The sequence below is a fragment of the Pseudomonas sp. TE6283 genome, from assembly GCF_054060555.1.
Genome location: NZ_JBSSDH010000042.1, coordinates 1 through 7114, shown reverse-complemented (window position 1 = coordinate 7114; position 7114 = coordinate 1). Strand labels below are relative to the sequence as shown.

Annotated in this window: 5 protein-coding genes; 1 reads left to right on the top strand and 4 read right to left on the bottom strand. The window is 56.8% G+C overall.

What is annotated here, in order from left to right; translation table 11 throughout:
- A partial coding sequence (locus ACVWZ5_RS25445; protein ID WP_457340945.1) for a hypothetical protein occupies window positions 1–254 on the top strand: 254 nt, incomplete at its 5' end.
- On the opposite strand, the gene ACVWZ5_RS25440 is transcribed toward ACVWZ5_RS25445, so the two are convergent.
- From ACVWZ5_RS25440 to ACVWZ5_RS25425, 4 genes are all read right to left on the bottom strand, one after another.
- On the bottom strand, window positions 224–2260 hold the full coding sequence (locus tag ACVWZ5_RS25440; RefSeq protein WP_062573353.1) for an NADPH-dependent 2,4-dienoyl-CoA reductase: 2037 nt from the start codon (window positions 2258–2260) through the stop codon (window positions 224–226). The two genes, ACVWZ5_RS25445 and ACVWZ5_RS25440, sit on opposite strands and share 31 nt — an antisense overlap.
- A gap of 334 nt (window positions 2261–2594) precedes the next feature.
- Window positions 2595–3065 (bottom strand): GNAT family N-acetyltransferase, encoded by a 471-nt coding sequence (locus tag ACVWZ5_RS25435; protein WP_062575697.1) that lies wholly within the window; start codon window positions 3063–3065, stop codon window positions 2595–2597.
- Window positions 3066–3382: 317 nt separating this feature from the next.
- Window positions 3383–5215: an ABC transporter ATP-binding protein gene (locus ACVWZ5_RS25430; RefSeq protein ID WP_457340944.1), complete on the bottom strand. Its 1833-nt coding sequence runs from the start codon at window positions 5213–5215 to the stop codon at window positions 3383–3385.
- 118 nt (window positions 5216–5333) lie between these two features.
- Complete coding sequence (locus tag ACVWZ5_RS25425) at window positions 5334–6860, bottom strand: class I tRNA ligase family protein (protein ID WP_457340943.1); 1527 nt, start codon at window positions 6858–6860, stop codon at window positions 5334–5336.
- Window positions 6861–7114: the final 254 nt, after the last annotated feature.

Here is a 7114-nt window from a genome sequence, read left to right as displayed (position 1 = left end):
AAGATCAAGATCAAGATCAAGATCAAGATCAAGATCAAGATCAAGATCAAGATCAAGATCAAGATCAAGATCAAGATCAAGATCAAGATCAAGATACATGGAGTAAGTGGAGACTACTGGCAATGCTTCTTCTGTTACAGTCACTCACTGACAAGCCAACCTCCACAGGAAAGGTATATTACCACCTCAACTGTGAAAGTTGGCTAATCACCAATTCAAACAATCACAGTTCCGCCGCCAACCTCGACCCTTGATTGATCGCCCGCTTGGCATCAAGCTCCGCCGCCACGTCAGCGCCACCGATCAGGTGTACCGACTGCCCGGCCGCAACAAGGCCATCATGCAACTCGCGCAGCGGATCCTGGCCAGCGCAGATGACGATGTTATCCACCGCCAGCAACTGCGGCTCGCCCTCGCCAACCCGCACATGCAGGCCAGCATCGTCCACGCTCAGGTACTCGACGCTGTTGAGCATCTGCACCTGCTTGTTCTTCAGCCCCGTGCGATGAATCCAGCCGGTGGTCTTGCCCAGGCCATCGCCGACCTTGGTCTTCTTGCGTTGCAGCAGGTACACCTGGCGCGCCGGCGCATGAGGCTCGGCCTTGACCCCGGCCACACCACCACGGGCCTGCAAACGCGTGTCGATACCCCACTCCTTCCAGAACGCCTCACGGTCCTGACTGGTGGCCACGCCCTTGTGCACCAGGTATTCGGACACATCGAAACCAATGCCACCGGCACCGATCACCGCCACCCGCTCGCCCACCGGCTTGCGCTCCAGCAGCACATCCAGGTAGCTCAGCACCTTGGCGTTGTCGATGCCGGGAATGGCCGGCGTGCGCGGGGCGATGCCGGTGGCCAGGATGATCTCGTCAAACTCGCCGGACACCAGCGCAGCCACATCGACACGGGTATTCAGGCGCAGGTCGACACCCGTGGACTTCACCTTGTTGCGGAAGTAACGCAGGGTCTCGTAAAACTCCTCCTTGCCCGGCACGCGCTTGGCCACGTTGAACTGCCCACCGATCTCGCCTGCGGCATCGAACAGCGTCACTTCATGACCACGCTCGGCGGCCACGGTGGCGGCTGCCAGGCCAGCAGGGCCAGCGCCGACCACCGCGATGCGCTTCACCGCCCTTACCGGCAGGTAGTTGAGCTCGGTCTCATGGCAAGCCCGCGGGTTGACCAGGCAACTGGTCAGCTTGCCGCCGAAAGTGTGGTCCAGGCAGGCCTGGTTGCAGCCGATGCAAGTGTTGATCTCGTCGCCACGGCCTGCAGCGGCCTTGTTGACGAAGTCAGGATCGGCCAGGAACGGCCGGGCCATGGAGACCATGTCGGCATCTCCCTCCGCCAGCACCGCCTCGGCCACCTCCGGGGTATTGATGCGATTGGTGGTGATCAGCGGGATTTTCACCGCGCCGCGCAGCTTTGCGGTGACCTTGCTGAACGCCGCGCGCGGCACCTTGGTGGCGATGGTCGGGATGCGCGCCTCGTGCCAGCCGATACCGGTGTTGATCAGCGTGGCGCCGGCCTGCTCGATGGCCTTGGCCAACAACTCGATCTCGTCCCAGGTGCTGCCGCCCTCGACCAGGTCGAGCATCGACAGGCGGAAGATGATGATGAAGTTCGGCCCCACCGACTCGCGCACCCGGCTCACGATCTCCACCGCCAGGCGCATGCGGTTCTCGTAGCTGCCGCCCCAGCGATCGGTGCGGTGGTTGGTGTGGGCGGCGAGGAACTGGTTGATGAAGTAGCCTTCCGAACCCATGATCTCGACGCCGTCGTAGCCGGCGCGTTGGGCCAGGCTTGCGCAGGTGACGAAGTCGCGGATCTGCTTCTCGATGCCCTCCTCGTCCAGCTCCTTGGGCTTGAACGGGTTGATCGGCGCCTGGATGGCGCTGGGCGCCACCTGTTTCGGGCTGTAGGCATAGCGTCCGGCATGCAGGATCTGCAGGCAGATCTTGCCACCGGCGGCATGCACCGCCTCGGTGACGATCCGATGCTTGTCGGCCTCTTCCTCGGTGCTGAGCTTGGCCGCGCCCGAATACACGCCGCCTTCGTCGTTGGGCGCAATGCCCCCGGTGACCATCAGCCCGACCCCGCCACGAGCGCGCTCGGCGAAGTACGCGGCCATGCGCTCGAAGCCGCCCGGGCGCTCCTCGAGTCCGGTGTGCATCGAACCCATCAGGGTGCGGTTGCGCAGGGTGGTGAAGCCCAGGTCGAGGGGGGCCAGCAGGTGCGGGTAACGGTCGGTAGCCATGGATGGACTCCACAGGTGGCGTGATCACGGAATGCGGGCACCTCTACCAAGCCTCTACAGCAGCGTGGCGGGGCCCGTCGTTTGTCTGAGGTCGACATTAAACAGGCGTTTGAACACGCTCAATGATCGAAACTGACAACTTACTGATCCTGCTGCACAGTGGACCTGCGCTTCAATACCAGAGCGGCAGCCGCACAACCTGCGCAATCTGGCCATCCGAAGCGCATCCGAGGGTCGTCGAGAAGCGTTCTGAAATAAAACCCCGAGTACGCAGCGCAGTCCGACGAAAGGAAGGTGGGAGCTAAAGGCTCGGGAGGAAGGAGATTTCGTCACGTCACGGCAAGAGCGTCTTTACCATAGGCACGCACGCCAGTTGCAGCCCGGATGGGGAATGGTAGATCGAGCACGCTTCACCAGCAAAACCGTATCGCCGATAGAAAGGGGCCGCATTCAAAGTCGCATCAAGCCTGACTTGCTCCAGGCTAAAAGCCCTGGCCAAACACTCCAGATAATTTAACAGCCTTTTACCGATGCCTTGCTGCATATACGCAGGATGTACAAATATCGCACCGATTTCGCAACTCTCCAGGTCAAGCATTCCTGTCGCAACTGGAACGCCATCCAGACACCCCAGATAAAAGTGCTTATCCATGAGTTTGTAATAGCCGTCCTCTGCCGCCCCTGCAGTCCAGGCCAAAAGCTGCGTCTCGGTATAGGCACCGAGGCACTGATGCCGTATCGCTAGAAGGCGAATGTCAAACGCTGTCTCGGCGTCGTCATGACTGGCTCGTCGAATTTCAAACATCGCATACTCCATCTGCATTTCAGACGGAGAACAAAAAACCCCGTCCATCTCTGGCGGGGCTTGGGGAACACGTCAGATATTACACGCGTGTGGCCTCATGACCCGCCTAAGGCGTCCATCGAGGGGCACATCATGTAAACCTGCCATGCATTGATCATGGCCGCATAGTGCAACGACCGACCAACAAAAGCAATGACGAAGCCGCACGGTAAATGCCGGCCTCGGACAACCACCACAAGTAATCCGGGGCAGGCATCAACCTGATTCAGACTGCGCAGCACTCAGCGCCCAAACGACATGGATGCTGAAGCCACACGTCAATCGACAGCAACCAGACCTTCGGTCTGCCGCCGCCACAGACGCGAATAGAGTCCCTCTTTGGCCAACAATTCGCTGTGGGTACCACTCTCTGCAATACGCCCCTTTTCCAGGACCACCAGACGATCCATACGGGCGATGGTAGACAATCTATGCGCGATGGCAATCACGGTTTTATCTTGCATGAGAACCTCCAGGCTCTCCTGTATCGCTGCCTCGACTTCCGAGTCCAGCGCCGAGGTTGCTTCATCCATGACCAGTATGGGCGCATCCTTGAGCAATACGCGCGCAATCGCTATACGCTGACGCTGCCCCCCCGAGAGCTTTACCCCGCGCTCGCCGACATGGGCGTCAAGCCCGGTGCGCCCCAGCCCATCGGAAAGCTGAGGAATGAATTCATCGGCACGCGCCTTGCGCAGCGCCTCCAATATCTCGTCGTCGGTCGCGCCCGGTTTGCCGTAAAGCAAATTATCGCGAATGGAGCGATGCAGCAGGGAGGTGTCCTGAGTGATCACCCCGATGCATTCGCGCAGGCTATCCTGCTTAACCTCTGCAATGTCCTGGTTATCGATCAAAATACGCCCGTCCTGCAGATCGTAGAGACGCAACAATAGATTGACCAACGTTGACTTACCCGCGCCGGAAAGGCCGATCAGCCCTATCTTCTCTCCCGGTTTGATAACCAGATTCAGGTTCTCGATCACGCCGCGACGCCTGCCGTAATGGAAATTGACATCCTCGAAACGAACTTCGCCATTGACCAGCGCCAGGCGTGCAGCCTGCTGACTGTCAGTGACGCTCAAGGGTTGGGAAATGGTTTGAAGCCCATCTTCAACCATTCCAACGTTTTCAAAGATGCCGTTGACGACCCACATGATCCAACCAGACATATTGACGATACGAATCACCAACCCGGTGGCCAGGGCAATAGCCCCTATCGAAACCATCGATTGTGCCCAAAGCCACAATGCCAAGCCGGTGGTGGCGACGATCAACAAACCGTTCATGCCAGTAATGACCACGTCCATACTGGTTACCAATCGACCCGCCAACTGAGTTTTCTCAGTCTGCTCGGCAATCGCCTCACGCGCGTAGTTCTGCTCAACACGTGTATGAGCGAACAACTTGAGGGTCAGTATGTTGGTGTAGCCGTCAACGATACGCCCCATGAGTTTCGACCGGGCATCCGAGGACACGACCGAACGTGCCTTGACACGCGGCACGAAATAGATGAGCGCACCGATGTAGCCTGCGATCCATGCCAACAAAGGAACCATCAAACGCCAGTCGGCGTCTGCGAACAACACCAAGGTGCTGGTCGTGTAGATCAACACATACCACAACGCATCCACGGCCTGAACAGTCGACTCGCGCAGTGCATGACCCGTTTGCATGATGCGCTGCGCCACACGCCCGGCAAAGTCATTCTGGAAGAAGTTCAAACTCTGTTTGAGCACGTAATCATGGTTCTGCCATCGGATGAGGCTGGTCATGCCTGGCCCGATAGCCTGATTCACCAATAATCCATGCAGAGCGACAAACAATGGACGAAAGAGCACCGCCACCACCGCCATCCAGACGAGCTCTCCCCCATGAGCGAAGAAGATATCGGTACCAGGGCCCGCTTGAGCCAAATCAATGATCCTGCTCAGATACCTGAATAGGGAAACTTCAATCAAGGCAACAAATAGACCGACCACCAATAGCGCTGCAAAACTAGGCCAGACCTGCCGTATGTAGTAAATGTAGAATGGCATGACCCGATCCGGAGGGCTCGCCGTGGGGGCCTCGCGAAAAATATTGATCAACTGTTCGAAATGACGATAGAGCATTAGATCTCACGCCCGCACTGCGGGCTCTCCTTGTCGTAGAGGTGAACGACCGCGCCGTGGGCAGCGGTCGCTCTTGAGGCCCGACGATGTCCGTAGACTCAAGAAAACTCGTCGGGGCTCAGCCTTCGTTGGCGACTTTGGCGAACAAGATGAAAGGTTCCCTGGTGACGCAAGCGCCTCTGTCAAACTGCCAGCGTTCGTTCAAGCTCTCGGGCTGCCCCGCGACCCCCAGTGCCTTGCGCAGAGCACGCATCTTTTCCGGCATGACCGGACTCAGCAGCGTCGAAACCAGTACCAGCCCTTCATGCAGTGTCTGCAGTACGGCGTTGAGCTCATCACGTTTCGATGCATCTTTAGCCAGTTTCCATGGCGTGCGCGCCGAGACATAGCGATTCAACTCCCGCACGAAGGCCATAATATTTTCTGTGGCAAGCCTGATTTTCATATCATCGACCCACCCCATGATGCTTTCCTGCAACTGCCGGCTCTGCTCGATCAATCCCTCTTCGTCAGCCCCATGCGCTCGGGAGGTTGGCACGACAAAATCACAATACAGCCCAATCATCGTAAGAGTGCGTGACACCAGGTTGCCGAGATCATTGGCGAGGTCCTTATCCAGACGGTTCTCGATGACGTTGTCGCTGATTATTCCATCTACGCCAAATGGTATCTCTCGAACCAACACATATCGTAATACATCGGCCGTGTATTTATTCGCCGCGACTAATGGGGCGACTCCATTTTTTAGAGACTTGCTCATCTTGTAACCGTCACTACCCAGCAGATGTCCGGATACGTAAAGCTTTCTATACGGCGAAAGCTCCAAGGCCTTGCACATGGCAAGCCAGAACAATGTATGGGGGCGGAGGATATCCTTTCCGATAATGTGGCGCACGGAGGGCCAATAGCGTTCAAAACTATCAGCTTGGGCGGCCAATGGGGAAACGTAGCTCAACAACGCGTCGAACCAGACATAGGTTACATGGTCGCGATCCCAAGGTAATGGGATACCCCACGAAAGTCTGCTTTTCGGGCGTGAAATACTGAGGTCGCCTATAGGTTCCTCAAGCAGCACCAGCATTTCTTTAGCATAATTATCCGGTTGAATCACGCCTGGATTGGACTCAATAAAATCCTTGACCCACCCCCTGTACTTTTCCATTCTGAAAAAATAATTGACCTCTCGCCTCAACTCCGGGGGCTCCTTGTCCTCCGGAAGTTTACCGCCCACCAACTCCTTCTCAGTGACGAAGCGCTCTTGCCCCACAGAGTAAAGTCCTTCGTACTCTGCTTGATAGATATCCCCCCTCTCATATAACAAGGCCAGCGCCGTGGAGACATAACGCTTGTGACTTGCGAGTGTGGTCCTCACAAACTGCGTAGGCTCTACGCCGAGTTGCCCCCAAGCAGCCATGAAAAGATCCGCGTTGCGATCGACAAAATCCTGTATACCTTCGCCATTCGCGGCCGCCGCCTTGGCAATTTTCTCGCCATGTTCATCGGCACCGGTCAAGAAAAAAACATCCCGACCCGCCAAGCGAGAATAACGCGCCAGCACATCGGCATGAATACTCGCGTACGCATGCCCTAAATGAGGGCGATCGTTAACATAATAAATAGGTGTCGTAATATACAGAGAATCCATGATTTTCCTCAAACCAACAGGTCCATCCACAAGGCCGTCAAAAGAATTTTGCCTCAGGCATGATTCATCCCAATGAAGCCGCAAGCCGCACCCTGCGCATAATTGATGACAGCAGATTGCTCGATAGGTTGTGCACGAATAAGAGTACCCAGATAATGCTTGAATCGCCCCTGGTTTCCTAGACACTCTCCAAGCTCAGAAAATAGCGTTTCTCATACTCTACTGGAGACAGCTGCATAGCACTGCTGTGTCGA